The 19485-nt window shown below is 70.5% G+C and carries 14 protein-coding genes, 1 tRNA gene and 2 pseudogenes; 10 read left to right on the forward strand and 7 right to left on the reverse strand.

What is annotated here, in order from left to right:
• Positions 1-92 precede the first annotated feature (92 nt).
• A complete protein-coding gene (locus tag LNW73_RS36285) occupies positions 93-4232 on the reverse strand; it encodes a LamG-like jellyroll fold domain-containing protein (RefSeq protein WP_250989122.1) in 4140 nt (1379 codons plus the stop codon).
• Positions 4233-4562: 330 nt separating this feature from the next.
• Between LNW73_RS36285 and LNW73_RS05305 the strand changes: the two genes are divergently transcribed.
• Entirely contained in the window at positions 4563-4751 is a 189-nt protein-coding gene (locus LNW73_RS05305; protein ID WP_250989123.1) for a hypothetical protein, read from the forward strand.
• 13 nt (positions 4752-4764) lie between these two features.
• Here the strand turns inward: LNW73_RS05305 and LNW73_RS05310 are convergent.
• Positions 4765-4849 (reverse strand) — tRNA-Leu (locus LNW73_RS05310).
• Positions 4850-5021: 172 nt separating this feature from the next.
• Between LNW73_RS05310 and LNW73_RS05315 the strand changes: the two are divergent.
• Positions 5022-6346 (forward strand): annotated as a pseudogene (locus tag LNW73_RS05315) (DUF2254 domain-containing protein).
• A gap of 49 nt (positions 6347-6395) precedes the next feature.
• On the opposite strand, the gene LNW73_RS05320 reads toward LNW73_RS05315, so the two are convergent.
• The 3 genes from LNW73_RS05320 to LNW73_RS05330 form a co-directional block, all read right to left on the reverse strand.
• On the reverse strand, positions 6396-7934 hold the full coding sequence (locus LNW73_RS05320) for an aldehyde dehydrogenase family protein (RefSeq protein WP_250989124.1): 1539 nt from the start codon (positions 7932-7934) through the stop codon (positions 6396-6398).
• The gene (locus LNW73_RS05325) at positions 7934-8320 is read right to left on the reverse strand and encodes a carbonic anhydrase (protein ID WP_250989125.1); all 387 of its coding nucleotides are present in this window, start codon (positions 8318-8320) and stop codon (positions 7934-7936) included. Before LNW73_RS05325 ends, LNW73_RS05320 begins: the two co-directional genes overlap by 1 nt.
• A gap of 87 nt (positions 8321-8407) precedes the next feature.
• Positions 8408-8752, reverse strand: a complete 345-nt coding sequence (locus LNW73_RS05330) for a chorismate mutase (protein WP_250989126.1) — start codon at positions 8750-8752, stop codon at positions 8408-8410.
• 160 nt (positions 8753-8912) lie between these two features.
• On the opposite strand from LNW73_RS05330, the pseudogene LNW73_RS05335 reads away from it, so the two are divergent.
• From LNW73_RS05335 to LNW73_RS05350, 4 genes and pseudogenes are all read left to right on the forward strand, one after another.
• A pseudogene (locus LNW73_RS05335) lies at positions 8913-9041 on the forward strand (2Fe-2S iron-sulfur cluster-binding protein); the annotation flags it as partial.
• Positions 9042-9047: 6 nt separating this feature from the next.
• Positions 9048-9920, forward strand: a complete 873-nt coding sequence (gene fdhD, locus LNW73_RS05340; RefSeq protein WP_250978471.1) for a formate dehydrogenase accessory sulfurtransferase FdhD — start codon at positions 9048-9050, stop codon at positions 9918-9920.
• 98 nt (positions 9921-10018) lie between these two features.
• Positions 10019-10870 carry a thioesterase family protein gene (locus LNW73_RS05345; RefSeq protein ID WP_250989127.1) on the forward strand — a complete coding sequence of 284 codons (852 nt, stop codon included), beginning with the start codon at positions 10019-10021 and terminating at the stop codon, positions 10868-10870.
• Between the two features lie 8 nt (positions 10871-10878).
• Positions 10879-11250 carry a hypothetical protein gene (locus LNW73_RS05350; protein WP_250989128.1) on the forward strand — a complete coding sequence of 124 codons (372 nt, stop codon included), beginning with the start codon at positions 10879-10881 and terminating at the stop codon, positions 11248-11250.
• Here the strand turns inward: LNW73_RS05350 and LNW73_RS05355 are convergent.
• On the reverse strand, positions 11154-12248 hold the full coding sequence (locus tag LNW73_RS05355) for a bile acid:sodium symporter family protein (RefSeq protein WP_250989129.1): 1095 nt from the start codon (positions 12246-12248) through the stop codon (positions 11154-11156). The genes LNW73_RS05350 and LNW73_RS05355 overlap by 97 nt on opposite strands.
• A 132-nt stretch (positions 12249-12380) precedes the next feature.
• Between LNW73_RS05355 and LNW73_RS05360 the strand changes: the two genes are divergently transcribed.
• Positions 12381-13262: a LysR substrate-binding domain-containing protein gene (locus LNW73_RS05360; protein WP_250989130.1), complete on the forward strand. Its 882-nt coding sequence runs from the start codon at positions 12381-12383 to the stop codon at positions 13260-13262.
• Between the two features lie 51 nt (positions 13263-13313).
• On the opposite strand, the gene LNW73_RS05365 is transcribed toward LNW73_RS05360, so the two are convergent.
• Positions 13314-14291, reverse strand: a complete 978-nt coding sequence (locus LNW73_RS05365; RefSeq protein WP_250978466.1) for an Lrp/AsnC family transcriptional regulator — start codon at positions 14289-14291, stop codon at positions 13314-13316.
• Positions 14292-14431: 140 nt separating this feature from the next.
• On the opposite strand from LNW73_RS05365, the gene LNW73_RS05370 reads away from it, so the two are divergent.
• The 3 genes from LNW73_RS05370 to LNW73_RS05380 all read left to right on the forward strand — a co-directional run bounded on the left by LNW73_RS05370 (position 14432) and on the right by LNW73_RS05380 (position 19465).
• Positions 14432-16000 (forward strand): MFS transporter, encoded by a 1569-nt coding sequence (locus tag LNW73_RS05370; protein ID WP_250989131.1) that lies wholly within the window; start codon positions 14432-14434, stop codon positions 15998-16000.
• Positions 16001-16214: 214 nt separating this feature from the next.
• Entirely contained in the window at positions 16215-18038 is a 1824-nt protein-coding gene (locus tag LNW73_RS05375; RefSeq protein ID WP_250989132.1) for an AMP-dependent synthetase/ligase, read from the forward strand.
• A gap of 170 nt (positions 18039-18208) precedes the next feature.
• Positions 18209-19465 carry an ABC transporter substrate-binding protein gene (locus LNW73_RS05380; protein WP_250989133.1) on the forward strand — a complete coding sequence of 419 codons (1257 nt, stop codon included), beginning with the start codon at positions 18209-18211 and terminating at the stop codon, positions 19463-19465.
• The last annotated feature ends 20 nt before the right edge of the window (positions 19466-19485 follow it).

The following is a 19485-nucleotide window of genomic DNA, read 5'->3' on the forward strand; positions in this document are numbered from 1 at the left end:
GGAAAGATCAAAAGAGCAGCAAAGGGATGATCCGGCATGCCTGTCCGGGGCCGCGGTTGGTGGCGGACCCGGACAGGCAGGAGAGCGAGCGGTTACAGGTCCGAGACAGGCAGGTTGACGGCCATCCGCTGGATGGCCACCTGGTCGACAGCGCCTTCGTACATGCGGACCTCGTCGATCGCGCCGGCGAAGTACGCGCTGCCGCCGGCCTGCGCCGAACGGCCGATCTGCACGCCGCCTGTGGAGGGCCAGTGCGCGGTGTCGACGCCGGTCGCCGTGTCGGTGTGGTTACCGTCGACGTACAGCCGCACTTGATGGGTGAAGGCGTCGTAGGTCACCGCCAGGTGACTGCCCGGAAAATCTGCGGTGGGCAGGCTGTCGCCATCGGTGACCGTGGTCGCCTTCGGACTGGTGCTGTCAGCGTCGGTCACGGCCAGTTCCCATCGCTGGCTGGCGGCCTGGTAGCGCACCACGAGACGATCGGCGTTGTGACCCGGCAGGGACAGCACGGTCTGGGACCTGGTCGGATCCAACGAGGTGAGGCGGGCCCGCACCGCGACGGTGAAGCTGCCTGACCCGCTCACGACCGGCGCGGCGGTGTCGGCCCAGTCGTCCACGCCGTCCAACTGCAGATGACCGCTCCCCGTCAGGGCCGGATCGGACAGATCGTCCGCCTGCTGGTAGATGCTCGCCCCGTGCACCAGCAGCGGCGCTCCGTTCGCCTGCACATTCGCGACGCTGTTGCCGGTGGCCTGATCCAGTTGCCAGTAGGCCTTCCGGGTGGGCTTGACCGTCATCAACTCGGCGACCTGCGCCGACGGCAGGATCCGGTCGTAGGCGCGTACCTCGGCCAGATCGCCTTGGAAGGGATCCCGGTAGCCACCGGCAGACATGGCGCGGCCGATCTGGAAGTTGCCCTGCGCCGACCACTTGACGGGGCGGGCAGCACTCCAGGCTGCATGGTCATTGACGTAGATCTTCAACTGCGGCTTGGCCGGATCGGTCGCATCGAAGACACCGGTCACCAGGTACCACTGGTTTGCCTTGACCTCGTAGCCGGTGGCCGTGGCCTGGTACCGGGTGGTCATCTCACCGTCCGCGTCCGGGGTGGAGAACACGAAGGCCTTGGAGCCGGCGTCATAACCCAGCACGAACCCGGACTCATCGGTGCCGTCCTGGCTCACCACGGCCATGTTGCGGTCCACGGCGGCCGGTTTGACCCAGGCGCTCACACTGAAACTTGAGTCCGTGTCCAACACCTTGCCGCCCGTGTCCAGGTACGCCCCGGCGCTACCGTCCAGGCGAGCCGCGTAGTCCGCGGTACCGCCCGGCCCGGATACACCGAACGTCGCTCCCGGGCCCGCCGTGGCGGCATGGTCTGCTGTCTCGTCATGCGCCTCGGAACTCCCAGCCTGGTCCGCCAGGTTCCACTGACCGGCGGGTGCCTTGCCGTCGGACACCAAGAATTCGTAGTACGCCGGGACGCTGGAGGTGTTGCCCGCTCCGTCGTATGCCTCGACGGTCACCGAATGGCGTCCGGACCACAGGGGTGTCCAGTTGACGGTGACCGCGTCGCCCTTGGTGGTCGGCTTCGTCGCCGTCGCCTCGCCATCGAAGGTGTAGCGGTAACCCTGTACGTCGTTGTCCTCGGCGTCGAAGGTGAACTTGCCTGGCGTGCCCACCCCGTCGCGCACCGTCTCATCCGCCTTGTACGGATCGGCGCTGACCGCGGGAGCCTTGGGCCGGGCCGCATCGCGGCGGACGAAGCAGCGCAGGCCACCGTTGGCGGCACTCCACGGCCCCCACGCGTCCCCGTCGAAGGCCCGCGCCTGCCAGGAGATGAGCGAGGTCGCCGGGATCGCGGCGTCGCTGCGCCAGGTGCCGACGATGGGGAGCATGCCGGTGCCGCCGTAGACGAACGACAGATCGGCGACGTTGTTGGTCGACTCGTTGTTCAGGTAGAAGAAGTGGTTGCTGGGCCGCCACACACCGATCGTGTCGATCTTGTCGCCGTTCCAGTCGCCCACCACCGGCTTGTCGATGGCACTCCCGAAGGACATCTCGTAGCTGTTGCCGCCCGAGCTGTTGGAGTCACGTACATAGAACCTGTACGTCGATGGAAGGAACATGCCGATCGAATCGATGCCGTTACCGTTCCAGTCGCCGGCGATCGGCGTCATGCCGGTGCCACCGTAATTGAAGGAGTAATCGGCGACGCTGTTGGTCAACTCGTTGTTCAGGTAGAAGAAGTGGTTGCCCGGCCGCCACACACCGATGGTGTCCTTGCCGTCGCCGTTCCAGTCCCCGGCCACCGGCAGGTCGCCTGCGTTGCCGAACTTGATCTCATAGTCGTTGCCCCCCGCGCTGTTGTCGTTGCGCAGGTAGAACGTGCTTGTTGTCGGGTCGTACATGCCGATGGAGTCGACACCGTCGCCGTTCCAGTCGCCCGACAGCGGGGTCATCCCCGAACTCCCGTACTTGAACTCTGCGTCATTGCCACCCGAATTGGCCGCGTTGCGCTGGTAAACCGTGCCCAAGGAGGGGGCCCACATGCCCACGCCGTTCCCTGCGGCCGGCTGGACCACCTGGTGGGTGAAGGCCGTCCCCGCACTCGGCGACTTGTAGCCGGTCTCCGCGAAGTAGTTCTTTTCCGCGCCCGCCTTGTCGGTGTAGAACACCTGGAACTGCATCTTGACCTGGTCGGTGTTGGACGCGGTGTGGTCCGGATCCCGCGCCTCCGCGCTCAGCTGCGGCAGCACATCGGCATAGGGCGCGGATGCGGCATCGCGCACGCACTTGCCGCCGGGGTTGGACGACATCAGCCGGAAGTCAACCTGCTGCGGCGGCGTGTTGTACTCGATCTGCAAGAAGGTGTTGCCGCAGATCCGCTTCCAGCCGGGGAAGTTGGACTCGTCCTTCGCCTTCAGACCCAGCGACATGCTCGACCACGAACCCGCGGCTGCCGTCTGCACCTCGCTCAGCAGTTCACCGTTCTTCATGTTCAAATTGGTGCCGGTGCTGGAGCAGGACGTCGGCGAGATCGCCGTGTCCGTCGTCATCAGGTAGTCGGACCAGTCGTCCTTGGTGTTGGACCAGTTGCTGCCCGCGGTGACGGTGTAGTTCTTGTCACCGATCCGGTACAGATCGACCGGCTCCGCTCGGGCATCGGCCCAGTACACGCTCTCCACCCGGGCGGAGAACTGGGAACTGATGATCTGCTTGCCCGCGTAGAACGACGTGGGGAAGGTGAACAGCAGCCGCCGCACCCCGATGTTGGCGCACTGGGTGGGGTTGTAATTGGTGGGGCACTTACCCATGCCCGCACTGCCGCTGTAGGCCCAGTCCTGCTCGTTGGGCATGCCGGACATCACCGAGGTCCAGGCGGTGCGGCTGGTGGTTTTCGGAATGGGGTCCACTACCACTGGATAGACGGTGTTCGCCCCGCGCAGCAGGCCGGCATCCGGCGTGAGGGTGATCTTGTTGCTGGTCACGTCGAGTCCCACCGCCGCCTTACGACCCCCGTCCGCGGGGTCCAGCTCGGCCTTCGGCGCTGTCGCCGGGCCTGCCGCCGCAAGGGTGCGGGCCGCAGGCGCGCCGCCGCCCGTGGAGGTGTCCCACATGACGGCCCGGCCCGCTTCGAAGACCGTGCCGCCCACCGCCGCATCCACGGCCTTCAGTGAGCCGCCGGCGCTCTCCTCGACCTTCAGCCCCTTGGTCGACAGACCCAACTCGATCTGGTCCAGGGCCGGGTTGGCCGCGGCCGCGGCCGTCTTGATGATCAGATAGTGGGCGAAGCCTTCGGCATCGGCGCGCACCGCCAGGTCCACACCGGGCAGTACCTCCGCATAGCGCGCGGTGTTGCCGTCCACCTTCGGCTGCGGAAGAGCGCCGTCCGGCCACGTCAGCGCGTACTCGCGCCCGGCCCGGTTCATCCGGGCGAACGCGCCCGTCCCACCGCCGGAGAACTCGATCTCCACTGTCGCCGCCCTCGGCGACCAACCGCCGTCCGCACGCCGCACCAGCGTCTCGTCGACCGGAACCCAAGTGCCACCGCGCTGCGTACGCACCGGCTGGGTGTACTCCTGCGCGGTGAACGTGCCCTGCGGATTGGCGAACACCTCCCGGCGTTCCTGACGCAGCCGAGTGACCTCCACGGGCTCCCCGCCGGCCTTCGCGGCCGCCAGGGCAATCTCCTCGGAGGGTGCCTCGCCCGCATCCTGTGCGGCGGTCACCGCCGAGTCGAAAGCCCGGGCGGCCGGTGCCGCGGCTTCAGCCGGAACCGCCGTAGTACCGCTGGCAAGTACCGCTGCCAGCACGCCGAACGCCACCCCGCGCGCCGCTCCCCAACGACGCATTCGCCGTGCCATGCCGCCCCACAATCTGAAGATTCAATAAGAATCAAATAAGTAATGTGAAGCTAGTCGCCAAGTAAAGCTCCGACCAAGCGACTTGCGCGGGGCGAATAATGTTCAATTGAACATTTCGGACATTCGCACCTGTGATGCCTGGCACGGTTGTACGACGGTCGGACTCGATACGATCACGGCTCGAGCACGCGGGTCATGCGCTTCGCCGCGACGGAGACCCAGCACTTGGATGATCTGACGCACCTGCTCACCACAGCGGGCCGGCGCCCCGCACCGGTCCGACTACGCGAGGATGTCGCCGAGGCCTACCGGCTGCTCGGTCTGACGCCGGCCAACGACCGTGAAACGCAAACAGTGCCGACCGGAGACCGGTCGACACTGTGAGGACTGCAAAAAGTGTCCGAGGGGGGACTTGAACCCCCACGCCCGATAAAGGGCACTAGCACCTCAAGCTAGCGCGTCTGCCATTCCGCCACCCGGACAGGGTGTGTGCCGAGGTTTCCCGCGGCGACATGGACAACGATACCAAGGAATCGGAGTGCTTCTCACCTGCATAAGACGCCGTGCTGGGCGCCGTGCCGGGGGCCGTGCGCGGGGGTGGGTGGGGTCCCGGGTTCGGGGGGTGGGAGGACGTAGGGTCCGGGTGTGAGCGATATGTCACCTTTGGTTACACACCGTGAAAGCCGCAGGCCACGGGCGCTTTCGCCGCTGCGGGAGCATCTGCGGGACACGTTCTGGTTCGCGCCGGCCGTGGGGCTGGTCGGGGCGCTGCTGCTGGCGGGTGCGGTCGGGGAGCTGGACGCCTGGCTGATCGGGTCGCTGCAGGACGAGGGCGACTACGACTCGGTCACGTCGTTGATCAAGATCGCGGAGGACGCGAAGTCGGTCGTCACGACGGTGGGCTCGGCGATGCTGACGTTCATCGGTGTGGTCTTCAGCATCTCGCTGGTCGCGCTGCAGATGGCGAGCAGCCAGTTCTCGCCGCGGGTGGTGCGGCTGTATGTGCGCAGCCGGATCACCAAGGGCACGTTCGCGGTCTTCCTCGCGACGTTCCTGTTCTCGCTGGCGGGCCAGTCGGCGTACGACGGGGAGAAGGATCCGAAGCTCGTCACCAGCGTGCCGGTGTTCACGCTGCTGACGGCGGTGCTGCTGGTGCTGATCAGCCTGGGGCTGTTCGTGGCGTATGTGAACGCCACGATCCGGCTGATGCGGGTCAGCTATGTGATCGACCGGATCACCCGGGAGTCGTTCCGGGTGCTGGGGGCGTATCCGCTGCGGTCCCCCGAGGGGGCGCTGCCGCTGCCGGCGGAGGTCTCGGTGATCACGCACCGGGGGCGGGCGGGAGTGCTGCGGGACGTGAACATCGCGCGGCTGTCGCGGATCGCGCGGCGGGGCGGGACGGTGCTGCGGCTGGTGCCGCGGATCGGCGACTTCGTGGTGCCGGGGACGCCGCTGCTGACGGTGCACGGCCCGAGCGAGGGCCGGCTGCCGGTGCGGCTGCTGCGGTCCACGGTGTCGGTGGGGTGGAGCGGACGTTCCACCAGGATCTGGGGTTCGGGCTGCGGCAGCTGGCGGACATCGGGCTGCGGGCGCTGTCGTCGGCCATCAACGATCCGACGACGGCGGTGCAGTGCCTGGACCGGATCGTGCAGTTCCTGGCGGCGGTGGCGGACCGGCCGCTGGGCGCGGTGCACCACACCGATCGTTCGGGGACGGTGCGGCTGGTGCAGGATCTGCCGTCCTGGGGTGATCTGGTGGATCTGGGGTTCACCGAGATCCGGCTGTGCGCGACGACCAGCCCGCAGGTCACCCGGCGGCTGCTGGCCGGTCTCGACGATCTGCTGCTGCTCGCGCCGCCGGACCGCCGCGAGCCGCTGGAGCGGCACCGCGCGCTGGTGGAGCAGGCCGTGGAACGTACGGTGCCGGAGGCGGCGGACCGTGAGTTCGCGCTGCTCGCCGACCATCAGGGGATCGGCTGACCGGCCCGGGGGTGACGGCACGCACCGTCACCACCGGGCCGGCCGGGGATCAGCTGGGCTGGAGCCGGTAGTCCGGGAAGTTGCCGGGCAGCCGCTCGTCGGCCGCCCCCTCGGTGACGGCGCGGACCAGCAGTTCGCCGCCGACGAAGGCACCGCGCCAGGAGGCGCCGAAGCCGCCGAAGAGCTCTTCGCGGTCACCGCGCGAACGCGGCTTGCTGTGACCGACCTTGAAGGCCCTGATCTGCGGAGCGAGCCGGTCGAAGGCGCCCTGGTCGTCGGTGGCGAGGGTCGCCACCAGCGCGCCGTTGCTGGCGTTCATCGCGGCCAGCAGTTCGGCCTCGGTGTCGACCAGGACGAGGGTGTCGACCGGGCCGAACGGTTCCGCGTGGTGCAGCGGTGAGGTCGAGGGCGGGTTGAGCAGGGTGACCGGCGGCAGGTACGCGGAGGTGTCCTGGCCGGGCAGGAAGCGTCCCTCGGCGAGCGAGCCGTGGTGCAGCGGGACCGCGCCGCGGCTGATGGCCTCGGAGACGAGGTCGCCGAGTTCCTTGGCCTTGGCGGCGTTGATCAGCGGCCCGAAGTCCAGCTCGGGCAGGTCGTCGTCGGGGTGCTCGACGGCCAGCGGGTGGCCGAAGGTGACGGCCTGGACGCCCGGCAGGTACGCGGTCAGGAACTGGTCGAACGTCTCGCGCTGCACGACGAACCGCGGGTAGGCGGTGCAGCGCTGCTTGGCGTAGTCGAAGGTCTTGCGGATGTGCCCGGTCAGGGTGGGCCAGTCGGTGTAGTTCCACACACCCCAGGCGTTGAGGCCCTCCTGCTCCAGGATGTGCCGCTTGCCGAGGTCGGCGACGGAGGCGGCGACCCGGCCGCCCGCGTCGCGGCCGCCGACGAAGGAGACGCAGCCGATCTCCGGAGCCCTGACCAGCGCCTCGGACAGCTCGCCGCCGCTGCCGCTGACCAGCGTGACGGGCAGGCCCTCGCGGGCGGCCAGCGCGGTGGCGAGGGTGAGACAGGCGAGACCGCCGTCGGTGGGGGTCTTGGCGATGACGGCGTTGCCGGCCAGCGCCTGCACCAGCATGGCGTGGACCAGGACGCTCATCGGGTAGTTCCAGCTGGCGATGTTGCTGACCGGTCCGGGCAGCGGGGTCCGGCCCTCGACCATCCGGTCGATCTCGCCGACGTACCAGCGCACGCCGTCGATGGCCCGGTCCACGTCCGCCTGGGCGAGCCGCCAGGGCTTGCCGATCTCCCAGACGAGCAGCAGCGCGAGGAGTTCACGGTGCTCGGTGAGCGCGTCCAGGGTGGCGCTCACCCGCGCCTTGCGGTCGGCGAGCGGCACCTCCCGCCACGCCCGGTGCTGATCGAGCGACGCCCGTACGGCCAGATGGGCGCTGGCCGCGTCCAATCGGGGGAGGGCGGCGAGGGGTGAACCGTCGACGGGCGAGGTGGTCGGCAGCAGCCGGCCGTCCGCCTGCCAGCGGCCGTTCCAGTGGTTGAGTACGCGGTCTTCGTGGAACGCCTCGGGGGCGACCTCGACGCAACGCCGCCAGGCGTCGGACCAGGCCGTGCCGGGCTTGAGGATGAGGGTCATCAGTTCTCCGCTCGTTCGGGGCGGATCTCGCGCGGAGCACCACCGCGCGTGGAGACGAAGCCGCGCACCACATCGGTATGGGGCAGCTCTTGGTTGTCACGGAGCCGGATCAGACACGCCCGTAGATCATCGGCGGGATCACCGAGAGCCGCACAGTCCTCGTGGTGCACCAGCAGGATTTCACTGGTCCCGCCTACAGTCTGACTCAAGCGCAGCGAGTGGAGGGTGTCGTCATTGACGCATCCGCCCGCATTGCGGATGACATGGGCGTCGCCCGGCCGCAGTCCGGACATCGTCCCGACGCCCGGTCGGGCGTCGCTGCCGGTGACGATAGCGACACCGGTTCCGGGAAGCTCCGACTTCGGGGGAAGTGCGGTGAGCGCCACACCCCCGGTCCAGGCGACTCGGTCGCCCTCGCCCTCGCCCTCGCCCGTGCCCGCGCTCTAGCCCGCGTCCTCGCCCGTGCCCGCGCTCTAGCCCGCGTCCTCGGTGGAGCGTCCGGCGATCACTTTGTGGTGCCGAACGACCTCGCCGATGATGAAGTTCAGCATCTTCTCGGCGAAGGCCGGGTCCAGCCGGGCGTCCTCGGCCAGTTCACGCAGCCGGGCGATCTGGGCTGCCTCGCGGGCCGGGTCGGCCGGCGGCAGGTCGTGGGCGGCCTTCAACTCGCCGACCTGCTGGGTGCACTTGAACCGCTCGGCGAGCAGGTGCACCAGGGCCGCGTCCAGATTGTCGATACTGCCGCGCAGGTACAGCAGTCGCGCTCTGACGTCGTCGTCCGCGACGAAGGTGCCCGAAGCGGTCGGCTGCTCACTCATGTCGTCTCTCGCGTTTCCGGGTCGGGCCCTGCCGGCCCGGTCGACCTGAGCGGCGAGCCCGGCCAGACATTCGGGCCCGGGAAATCGGTTTCGTCCGCAGTCTACTGAGTACATCCTGCGACATACGTCGTCGAGGCCGCCGACGCGATCACCCTGGCACCGGTCTGACCAGGCGGTCAAGGTGACCTCGCCGCACGACAACCCGGTCACCCATGGCAACCTCTGTATCAAGGGCCGATTCGGATATCGGTTCGTCGGACGCAGCCAGCACGTACAGAACCGGGACTGATCAGCTATGGGACGGGTCACCGAGCGCCGCCGCGTACTCCGCATCAGGGACGGCGTGGCAGGACACCGCGCCGACACCCTGGTGGCGGAGGAGCCACTGGAGATCCGCCTGAACGGCAAGGCGCTGGCCATCACCATGCGCACCCCGGGCGACGACTTCGCACTCGCCGTGGGGTTCCTGGCGAGTGAGGGCGTGATCGGGCGGGCCGACGAGATCGCGAACATCGTGTACTGCGCGGGTGCGACGCTGGGGGTCCCCCCAGCGGTAGCTGGGGGAGGCGCCAACACGTACAACATCGTCGACGTCCGGCTGGCCGAGGGCGTGACCGTCCCCGACATCACGCTGGAGCGGAACGTGTACACCACGTCCTCGTGCGGCCTGTGCGGCAAGGCCAGCCTGGACGCCGTGCGCACCAACGCCCTCTGGAAGATCGGCGACACTCCCCCGGTCCGCATCGGCACGGATCTGCTGGCCGTCCTCCCCGACCGGCTCAGGGCGGCCCAGCAGGTCTTCGAGCGGACCGGGGGGCTGCACGCGGCGGCGCTCTTCACGGCGGACGGGGAGATGGTGGACGTCCGGGAGGACGTCGGCCGGCACAACGCCGTCGACAAGCTCGTCGGCCGGGCCCTGCAGCAGGACCTGCTGCCGCTCTCGGAGTCGATCCTGCTGGTCTCCGGCCGCGCTTCCTTCGAGCTGGCCCAGAAGGCGGTGATGGCCGGCATCCCGGTGCTGGCCGCGGTCTCCGCGCCGTCGTCGCTGGCGGTGGACCTGGCGGCCGAGTCGGGGCTGACCCTCGTCGGCTTCCTGCGCGGCTCCTCCATGAACGTGTACGCGGGTGAGCACCGGATCATCCTGCGGACCGCGGCCGACGGAGACTGAGGCCGTCCGCGCACACGGGCGGGGACCGGCCGGCGGGGTGCGCCCCCTGCGCCGGCCGGTCTCCGCCGCTCCGGAGGTCCTGTCGTACGCTGCGCGGTGTGAGAGACCGTGAGACTGATCAGGGGTACGAATTCGACCGCGGAACCGCTGTGTTGGCGCGGTCCGGGGAGCCGTCCGTCTTCGATGCCGAGCTCGACGGCGGCTGGCGGATCGGCAAGGGCATCAACGGGGGTCTGCTGCTGGCGCTAGCGGCCCGCGCGCTGGCCGCCGAACTCGGCGGCGGGGAGGACGGGCACAGCGACCCGTTCTCCATCACCGCCTACTACCTGTCCACGTCGACCGCGGGCCCGGCGGAACTGCGCACCGAGACCCTGCGGCGCGGCCGCACCGTCTCCACGGGCACCGTCTCGATGCTGCAGGGCGGCGAGGAGCGGCTGCGGGCCATCGCCACGTACGGCGATCTGGACCGCCACGCGGCCGGCGACATCCGTACCAGCGCCACTCCCCCGAACCTTCCGCCGCCCGAGAAGTGCGTCGGCGCCGAACTGGCGCCGCCGTCCTTCGTCGAGCAGGCGGAACTGCTCAGCCGGCTCGATCTGCGGCTCGACCCGGACACCGTCGGCTGGGCGATGGGCGCACCGTCCGGCCGGGGCGTCATCCAGGGCTGGCTGCGGATGCCCGACGGGCGCGAGCCCGACCCGCTGCTGCTGCTCCTGGCGGCGGACGCGCTGCCCCCGACCAGCTTCGACCTGGGCATCGGCGGCTGGGCCCCGACCCTGGAACTGACCGTGCACGTACGGGCGAAGCCCGCCCCGGGCTGGCTGCGCATCGTCCACTCGACGCGCAACTTCGCGGACGGCTACATGGAGGAGGACGCCGAAGTGTGGGACTCCTCGGGCCGGTTGGTCGCCCAGTCCAGACAACTCGCCCGCGTCCGCACCCAGCGCTAGGAGATCCGGTGTTCACACTGACCGTGGTGCTGACGGTCCTGCTGCTGTGTGAGGTCGTCCCCTCCGCGGTCGTCGCGCTGTTCCGTGCGAGAGTCGGCCTCGTCCGGCTCGATGAACTGACCCGGCTGGGCCTGCTCCAGGGGCAGTTCCTGTGGGTCGTGTCCCTGCTGGGTGTGCTGCATCTGTTCGCCACGGTCGCGGTGATCGTCGGCCTGTGGGTGCCGGCGCTCGGGGTGGCGGGCGCCGCCGTCGAAGCGGTCATCTTCGGCTGGGTGCTGTCGCGTCAGCTCCGGGCGGGCGACCGGGGGCGCTCGCTGGGCGCGTATCTGCTCTTCCTGGCGATGGCCCTGGCGGTGCTGGTCGTGAACCTCCTGCGCTGACCCTGCGGGGAGACCGGGTCCGGGTCCGGGCCGCCGTCCCGTCGCGCCCAGCGTTTGGCGATCACCGCGCAGACCATCAGCTGCATCTGGTGGAAGAGCATCAGCGGCAGGATCGTCAGGCCCGCCTGCGCGCCGAACAGCACGGTGGCCATCGGCAGTCCCGACGCGAGGCTCTTCTTCGATCCGGCGAAGACGATGGTGACGCGGTCCGCGCGGTCGAAGCCGAGCCGGCGGGCGCCGTACGACGTCAGGGCGAGCATCACCGCGAGGAGCACGGCCTCCACGACGAGCAGTTCCAGCAGCCGCACGGGAGTGACCTGGTGCCAGATGCCCTGGGCCATCCCCGCGCTGAACGCGGTGTAGACGACCAGCAGGATCGAACCCCGGTCGACGTGGCCCAGGGCCTTCTTGTGCCGGGTCAGGAAGCCGGTGGTCCAGCGGCGCAGCAACTGCCCGGCGAGGAACGGCGCGAGGAGCCGCAGCACGAGGTCGAGCACCGAGTGCGCCGAGACCCCGCCGCCGCCACCGAGCAGCAGGGCGGCCAGCAGTGGGGTCAGGAAGACGCCGATGAGGCTGGAGAACGAGCCCGCGCAGATGGCGGCGGCCACGTTGCCGCGGGCGATCGAGGTGAAGGCGATCGACGACTGGATGGTGGAGGGGAGCAGGCACAGGAAGAGCAGTCCGGTGTACAGCTGCGGTGAGAGGGCGAACGGAACGAGGCCGCGGGCGGCCAGTCCGAGCAGCGGGAAGACCGCGAAGGTGCAGGTGAGCACGGTCAGGTGCAGCCGCCAGTGCTTGAGGCCGTCGAGGGCCTCGCGGGTCGACAGCCGGGCGCCGTAGAGGAAGAAGAGCAGCGCCACCGCCGCGTCGGTCGCACCGCCCGCGACGGTGGCGGCGCCTCCGGTGGCGGGCAGCAGCGCTGCGAGCAGGACGGTGCCGAGGAGCCCCGCGATGAACGGATCGACCGGGAGCCAGGCGGGGTACGTGGGGCGGCGCATTGCTCCTACTTCGTGGGGCGGCCCGGCCTCTGGGGGCGGGCGGGTTGCCTCCCCAGCCTCCTCCTGATCATGGCGATCGGGAATCCCTCTGGCCGCTCTGACTGTTATCACGTTCCGCGATAACCTGGCACCGTGTACGACCCCGCGCAGTTGAAGACGTTCCTGACCGTCGCGCAGACCCTGAGCTTCACGCAGGCCGCCCGGCGGCTGGGCCTGCGGCAGTCCACGGTGAGCCAGCAGGTGCGGCGGCTGGAGGAGGCCACCGGGCGCCGGCTCTTCTCCCGCGACACCCACAGCGTCGGTCTGACCGAGGACGGCGAGGCCATGCTGGGCTTCGCCCGCACCATCCTGGAGGCGAACGAACGGGCCGCCGGTTGGTTCGCGGGCACCCGGCTGCGCGGGCGGCTGCGCTTCGGCGTCTCGGAGGATCTGGCGACGCCACGGCTGCCGGAGATCCTGGAGCGCTTCCGCGGCGACCACCCCGAGGTGGACCTCGAACTGACCGTCGAGCTCTCCGGCACCCTGCACGAGCGGCTGGCGGCCGGCCATCTGGACCTGGTGCTCGCCAAGCGGCTCGGCGAGGGCGGGCCTGGGCAGCTCGTCTGGCGCGACAAGCTGGTGTGGATCGCCGCCGAGGGCCGGCGGCTGCGGCTGGATCCCGACCGGCCGGTGCCGCTGATCGTCTATCCGCCGCCCGGCATCACCCGGGCCCGCGCCCTGGACGTCCTCGGCCGGCAGGGCCGCGCCTGGCGGATCACCTGCACCAGCCGCTCCCTGAGCGGGCTGACCGCCGCGGCCCTCGCGGGGCTCGGCGTGATGGTGCACGCCCAGGGGCTCATCCCACCCGGCCTGGCTCCCGTCCCGCCCCGGGCGGGCCTGCCGGAGCTCGGTGGCGTCGACTTCGTCCTGCTGCACGGCCGCCGCCGCGGCTCGGCCCCGGACGCGGCCGATGCCGCGTACGCGCTCGCCGCCGCGATCCTGGCCGCGGGCGACCGGCTGCACCGGGCGGTGTGAGCCCTTCCGACCGGAAGACGGACCGAAAGGCGGACCGGACGACGGGCCGGCTCAGCGCCGCCGCTCCTCGTACGCCAGGTGCTTGACGCGGCGCAGCGTGGGCGCGGTCTCGACGTGCTGGACGCCGTCGAGCGCGCCGATCTTCTCGCTGAGGTAGCGGTAGAGGTGCGCGGTGTCGCGGCACAGGACGGCGGCGAAGAGGTTCGACGATCCGGTGGTCGCGCAGGCGAAGGCGACCTCGCTGTGCTCGGAGAGCGCCTGGCCGACGGCGGACAGGGCGGACGGCCGCACGGTGAGCCAGAGCACGGCGTGCGCCCGGTAGCCGAGCTGGTCCGCGTCGAACTGGACGTCCATGAAGAGCGCCCCGATCCGGCGCAGCTGCTCCAGCCGCCGTTTGGCGGCCGACTCCGACAGCCCGGTGAGCTGCTGGAGTTCGGGGTAGGTGGCCCGGCCGTCGCGGCCCAGCGCGTCGATCAGCCGCTCGTCCTCGGCGTCGAGCGTGATCACTTCGGTGAACGGTTCGGCCGGCGGCGGGGTGAGTGCCTCGACCTCGGCGGGGGTCAGCCCCTCGCCCTTGGCGAACCAGCCCAGCGGCCCGCCGTAGAAGGTGTGCAGCAGGCACAGGGCGCTGATCTCCAGAATGCTGGGCGTCCGCGGGAGCTTGCCGAGCATCAGTGCCGCGTGGTCGTCCCGGGTGCGGGGTTCCGCGACGCAGAGCAGTTCGGTGCCGCCGGAGGTCAGACCGATCCACTTGGTGTCGGGCCGGCGGGCGAGTGCCTGGGCGATGGCCTCCGCGGCGTCGGGCGCGCAGCGCAGCCGCAGCAGCCAGCTGGTGCGGCCGAGCCGTTCGGCGTCGGCCACGCCGACCACCCGCAGCCCGCCGTCGGCGTGCAGCCTGCGGAAGCGCCGGGCGACCGTCTGGTCGGAGACGCCGAGGACCGCGGCGATCCGGCTGAAGGGCGCCCGTCCGTCGAGCTGCAGCGCCTGGATCAGCTTGAGGTCCAGCTCGTCGAAGGACGGAGAATCCACCGCTCAAGCCCTCCTTGATGTCGGAAAGCGACGCTTGGTCCGCCGTGGCTGGTGGATGCGTCCGCCGCTGTCGATCGTAGGGCGAGTCGCGGGGTCAACGGGCGCCGGACCGGGAGAACCGAAGAGAACGAGGAATCGCGATGCGTAAGTGGGGACCGCTGGTAGCGGTCTGTCTGGGTACGTTCATGCTGCTGCTCGACGTCACGATCGTGATCGTCGCGCTGCCCGACATCACCAGCTCGCTCGGCGCGTCGCTGTCGGACCTGCAGTGGGTCATCGACATCTACGCGCTGGCGCTCGCCGCCCTGCTCATCGGCGCCGGATCCGCGGCGGACGTGGTGGGCCGGCGGAAGATGTACGTGGCGGGGACGGTCGTCTTCGCGGCCGCCTCGCTCGCCTGCGGTCTGGCGCCCAACACCACGGTGCTGGTCGCGATGCGCGCGGTCCAGGGGATCGGCGCGGCCGCGATGTTCGCGACGACGCTCTCCCTGCTGGCCGCCGTCTACCAGGGCAGGGACCGGTCGGTGGCGCTCGGGGTGTGGGGCGCGGTCAGCGGCGGGGCGGCGGCGCTGGGCCCGATCGCCGGCGGTCTGCTCACCCAGGGGTTCGACTGGCGCTGGATCTTCTTCGTCAATCTGCCGGTCAGCCTGGTCGCGGTGTGGCTGACCCTCAAGGTGGTCCCCGAGTCGCGGCGGGAGGGCGCCGGGCACCGCATCGACTGGGCGGGCACCGCCACCTTCACGCTCTTCGCGGGCCTGGCCACGTACGCGGTGATCCGGGCCGACGCGGTCGGCTGGGGTTCGGGGCGCACCATCGCCACGCTGCTCGCGGCGGTCGCAGCGCTCGGGCTGTTCATCGCGGTGGAGCGCCGGTCGGCGCATCCGCTGCTCGATCTGAGCCTGTTCCGCAACGCCTCGTTCGTCGGGGTGATGGCCGGCGCGCTGGCGCTCAACGCCGCCGCGTTCGGGTTCCTGCCGTACACCTCCCTCTGGCTGCAGACGCTGCTGGGGCTGAGCCCGGTGCTCGGCGGCCTGGTGCTGGTCCCGCTGGCGGCGGCGGGGTTCGTCACGGCCGCGCTGGGCGGCAAGTTCCTGCACGGTGCCCCGTACCGGCTGGTGATCGGGATCGGGCTGGTGCTGATCGGGCTGGGCGCGTTCGGCCAGAGCCTGCTGGACGCCGGTTCGGGCTGGGCCTCGCTCACCGCTGGCCTGCTGGTGGCCGGGGTCGGCGTCGGGCTCGTCAATCCGGCGGTGGCGGGCGCGGCGCTCGCCTCCGTACCGCCGCACCGCGCGGGCATGGCCAGCGGCGCGGTCAACACCTTCCGCCAGCTCGGGTACGCGCTCGGGGTCGCGGTCTTCGGCACCATCGTCGCCTCCCGGATGGAGACCTCGCTGCGCGGTGCGGTGCCCGACGCGCACGGCACGGCGCGGGCGCTGGCGGGCGGCGGCGCCCAGGGCGTGCTGGGCCGGACGCCGGCCGGTCAGCGGGCGGCCGTGGACCATGCGCTGCACTCGGCCTTCGCGTCCGGGCTGAGCACGGCGGCCATGGTGGCCGGTGTCATCGGGGTGCTGGCCGGCATCGCCGTGCTGCTCCTCGTGAAGACTCCCGCGGCCCGGCCCGTGGTGCCCGCTCCGGCGGGCGCGGGAGCGGCTTCCGGGACGGAATCGGGGTCCGTCCCCGCGGCCGTCCCCGCTGTAGAGCGGCGGTAACCGGTTGGCGCAGATTTGGTGGAGATCGGCGGGGCCGGACAACCTTCGGGGGTCCGGCCCTCCGGCGTAACTCCTTGCCACAACCGGGAACCAGTGCCCTACCAGCACAGATGTCCGAAGGTACTGGTGCGGACCAAGCCTTCCCGCCCGGTCGGCGGATCAGGTAGCTTACGGCCCGCCCGCCGGACAGGCCCAGCGGCTCGAGGAGCACCAGTTGCGCGAGTTCACCGTTCCCCCGATGGCCACGGCGCCCCAGGTCGGAGGACTGGCGGACGCGGTGTTCAACAACGCTGCCGACCACCCGGACCAGGTGGTGCTCGGCCGCCGGGTGGACGGGCACTGGCAGGACGTGACCGCGCTCGAGTTCCGCGACGAGGTGGTGGCCGTCGCGAAGGGCCTGCTCGCCAACGGGGTGCGCTTCGGCGACCGCGTCGGGATCATGTCCCGCACCCGCTACGAGTGGACCGTCTTCGACTTCGCGCTGTGGACCATCGGCGCCCAGCCGGTCCCCGTGTACCCGACGTCCTCCCTCGACCAGGTGCGCTGGATGCTGCACGACTCGGGCGCGGTCGCCTGCGTCGTGGAGCACGAGGACCACGCGATGACGATCGGTGCCGCCGTCGACGAGCTGCCGCAGCTGAGCCGGCTGTGGCAGCTCGACGCGGGCTGTGTCGAGGAGCTCGCCGCGGCCGGCACCCACATCGGCGACGAGGTGATCGACCGGCACCGGCTCGCGGTCACCCCGGACGCGACGGCCACCATCATCTACACCTCGGGCACCACCGGCCGGCCGAAGGGCTGTGTGCTGAGCCACGGCAACTTCATGGCCGAGGCGGACAACGTGGTGGCCCGCTGGGAGACGGTCTTCGCGAACAAGCCGGGTGAGGAGCCGTCCACGCTGCTCTTCCTGCCGCTCGCGCACGTCTTCGGGCGGATGGTGGAGGTGGCGTGCGTCCGGCACCGGATCCGGCTCGGGCACCAGCCGAGCATGACCGCCGCCGACCTGCTGCCGGACCTGGCCGTCTTCCGGCCGACGTTCGTGCTGGCCGTTCCGTACGTCTTCGAGAAGGTCTTCCAGGCCGCGCGCCGCAAGGCGGAGGCGGGCAGAAAGCTCGGCCCGTTCGACAAGTCGGTGGAGATCGCCGTGCGGTACGCGGAGGCGGTCGAGGCCAAGGCGTTCGGCACCGGGCACGGCCCGAGCGCGGCCCTGCGGATGCAGCACCAGATCTACGACAAGCTCGTCTTCAGCAAGGTGCGGGACGCGCTCGGCGGCCGGGTGCGGCACGCGATCTCCGGCGGCTCGGCGATGGAGCGCCGGCTCGGGCTGTTCTTCAGCGGCGCGGGAGTGACGATCTACGAGGGCTACGGGCTCACCGAGACCACCGCCGCCGCCACCGCCAACCCGCCCGAGCAGACCCGCTTCGGCACGGTGGGGCAGCCCGTGCCGGGCACCACCGTGCACATCGCGGAGGACGGCGAGATCTGGCTGAGCGGCGGCCAGGTCTTCCAGGGGTATCTGAACAACCCGCGGGCCACCTCCGAGGTGCTCGGCGACGGCTGGCTGGCGACCGGCGACATCGGTGCGCTCGACGAGGAGGGCTATCTGACCATCACCGGCCGCAAGAAGGAGATCCTGGTCACCAGCGGTGGCAAGAGCGTCTCGCCGAGCGGTCTGGAGGACCGGGTGCGGTCCCATCCGCTGATCGCGCAGTGCGTGGCGGTCGGCAACAACCGGCCGTTCATCGCCGCGCTGGTGACACTCGACCCGGACGCCGTCGGGCACTGGCTGACGATGCGCGGCAAGCCGCGGCTGCCGGACGAGGAACTGGTCCACGACCCGGAACTGGAGACCGAGATCCGGCGGGCGGTGGTCGCCGCCAACACCCTGGTCTCGCAGGCCGAGTCGATCCGTACGTTCCGGATCCTGGCCGCCCAGTTCTCCGAGGAGCGCGGGCTGCTGACGCCGTCGCTGAAGCTGAAGCGCAAGGCGATCGAGAAGGCGTTCCCGGAGGAGATCGAGGCGCTCTACCGGGGCTGACGCCTCCCGGACCGGCAACCGACCGGGAGCCGACCGGGAGCCGTCCGGGAGCCGTCCGGAGAGCGGATCCACATCTGATGGATCGTCACATGATGTTGGATTATTCATTGACGGACCGTCAGGTCGACCGCAGAATGCAGGAACTCATCCGGCCCCGGAGGGACCCTGACGTGTCGCGACCGATCCGCTTCCTCGCCGCAGCCGCGGCCTCGCTGCTGCTCGCCACCGCCTGCAACTCCGCCTCCACCAGCACCTCCCCGCAGGACAAGGCCGGTGCGTCCGCCCGTGGTGTCACCGCTGACTCGATCACCGTCGGCGGCATCGTCTCCAAGACCTCGTCGAGCGGGTACAGCAAGGCCGACACCGACCTCGGGGCGAAGGCCCGCTTCCAGCGCGCCAACGACGAGGGCGGCGTCAACGGGCGGAAGATCGACTATCTGGGGGCGGAGGACGACGGGCAGGACCCCAGCCGCAACCTGGCCGCCGCCCGCAAGCTCGTCCAGCAGGACAAGGTCTTCTCGGTCGTGCCGATGAGCTCGGTCACCTTCTCCGGCGCCGACTTCCTGCAGCAGCAGAAGGTGCCGGTCTTCGGCTGGGGCACGCTGCCCGCCTTCTGCGGCCCCGCCACCACCTACGGCTTCAACGGCTGCCTGGTCCCGAGCCCCGGCGGCACCATCACCCAGTCCTGGCCCGAGGGCCTGGCCCAGGCGCTCGGCGGCGCGAAGGACCGGAGCGTGGCGCTGATCGCCGCCGACAGCGACGCGGGGAAGTTCGGCATCAGGACGTACACCCAGGGCTTCACGGCCGCCGGCTTCAAGGTGACGTACGCCAAGGCCTCGGTCCCGGCCGCCGCCGCGCCGAGCGACTGGTCCGCGTACACCGGCGAGATCCTGAAGAGCAACGGTGGCAAGGCGCCGGACGCGGTCGTCTCCGTGATGCAGACCCCGCAGAACATCGGCCTGTTCACCGCCCTCAAGCGGGCCGGGTTCCACGGCGCGCTCTCCGACCCGACCGACTACGACCCGGGGTTGCTCGCCAAGGCCACCACCGCGCAGGCGCTCGACGGCGTCTACGTCCTGGTGCAGTTCGAGCCCTTCGAGTCGACGAGCCCGGCCATCGCGCAGTTCCTCAAGGACGTCAGGAAGATCGGCGGCGCGGATGTCCGCCCCAACCTCCATATGATGACCGGCTATCTGTCGGCCGACCTCTTCCTGGCCATCGCGAAAAAGACCGGCCGGGACCTGACCACCGCCACCTTCCAGAAGGCGGCCGACAGCTTCTCGGACACCGGCAGCCCGGCGGGCGAGCGGAGCTTCCCCAAGGGACACACCCAGGGCTTCGGCTGCGGCAGCCTGGTGCGGCTGAAGGGCGGGACGTACGAGGTCGCCGTGCCCTTCAAGTGCTACCCGGCGATCCCGTTCAAGTAGGGCGGCGACAGGTGCTGGGC

Source organism: Streptomyces sp. RKAG337 (genome assembly GCF_023701715.1).
In the GTDB taxonomy this organism is placed as follows: domain Bacteria; phylum Actinomycetota; class Actinomycetes; order Streptomycetales; family Streptomycetaceae; genus Actinacidiphila.

Excerpts from the sequence above, each read along its gene's own strand:
- LNW73_RS05305 (WP_250989123.1), top strand. The coding sequence starts at position 4,563 with ATGCGCTTCGCCGCGACGGAGACCCAGCACTTGGATGATCTGACGCAC.
- LNW73_RS05320 (WP_250989124.1), bottom strand. The coding sequence starts at position 7,934 with ATGACCCTCATCCTCAAGCCCGGCACGGCCTGGTCCGACGCCTGGCGG.
- LNW73_RS05330 (WP_250989126.1), bottom strand. The coding sequence starts at position 8,752 with ATGAGTGAGCAGCCGACCGCTTCGGGCACCTTCGTCGCGGACGACGAC.
- fdhD (WP_250978471.1), top strand. The coding sequence starts at position 9,048 with ATGGGACGGGTCACCGAGCGCCGCCGCGTACTCCGCATCAGGGACGGC.
- LNW73_RS05355 (WP_250989129.1), bottom strand. The coding sequence starts at position 12,248 with ATGCGCCGCCCCACGTACCCCGCCTGGCTCCCGGTCGATCCGTTCATC.
- LNW73_RS05370 (WP_250989131.1), top strand. The coding sequence starts at position 14,432 with ATGCGTAAGTGGGGACCGCTGGTAGCGGTCTGTCTGGGTACGTTCATG.